Annotated in this window: 1 pseudogene; it reads right to left on the reverse strand. The window is 42.9% G+C overall.

The annotated features are described in order from the left end of the window. Positions 1 to 60 precede the first annotated feature (60 nt). A pseudogene (locus A3763_RS07895) lies at positions 61 to 326 on the reverse strand (thiamine pyrophosphate-dependent enzyme); the annotation flags it as partial.

Consider the following 326-nt stretch of genomic DNA (forward strand, 5'->3'; position numbering starts at 1 on the left):
TTACTTGAAGAGCAGGTGATCTCACAAGAACAGTCTAAAAAGCTTGAAAATGACTGCTGAACGGTAGTCATTTTCAAGCTTTTTAGACTGTTCTTGTGAGATCACCTGCTCTTCAAGTAAGCGCTCAGAGTAGATAGAACGAGTTGTCTTCAAGCTCTTGATCACTTGATACATTAATGGCTGCGTGCCCGAAGGCTCATCCGCCTCGTTATGACCACGACGGCGATAGCAGAACAAGTCAATAACGACATCTTTCTTAAACTGATTGCGGAAATCAATTGCAACCTGAGTAGCAAACAAAACAGCTTCGGGGTCATCACCATTTA

The sequence above is a fragment of the Oleiphilus sp. HI0128 genome (assembly GCF_001635365.1).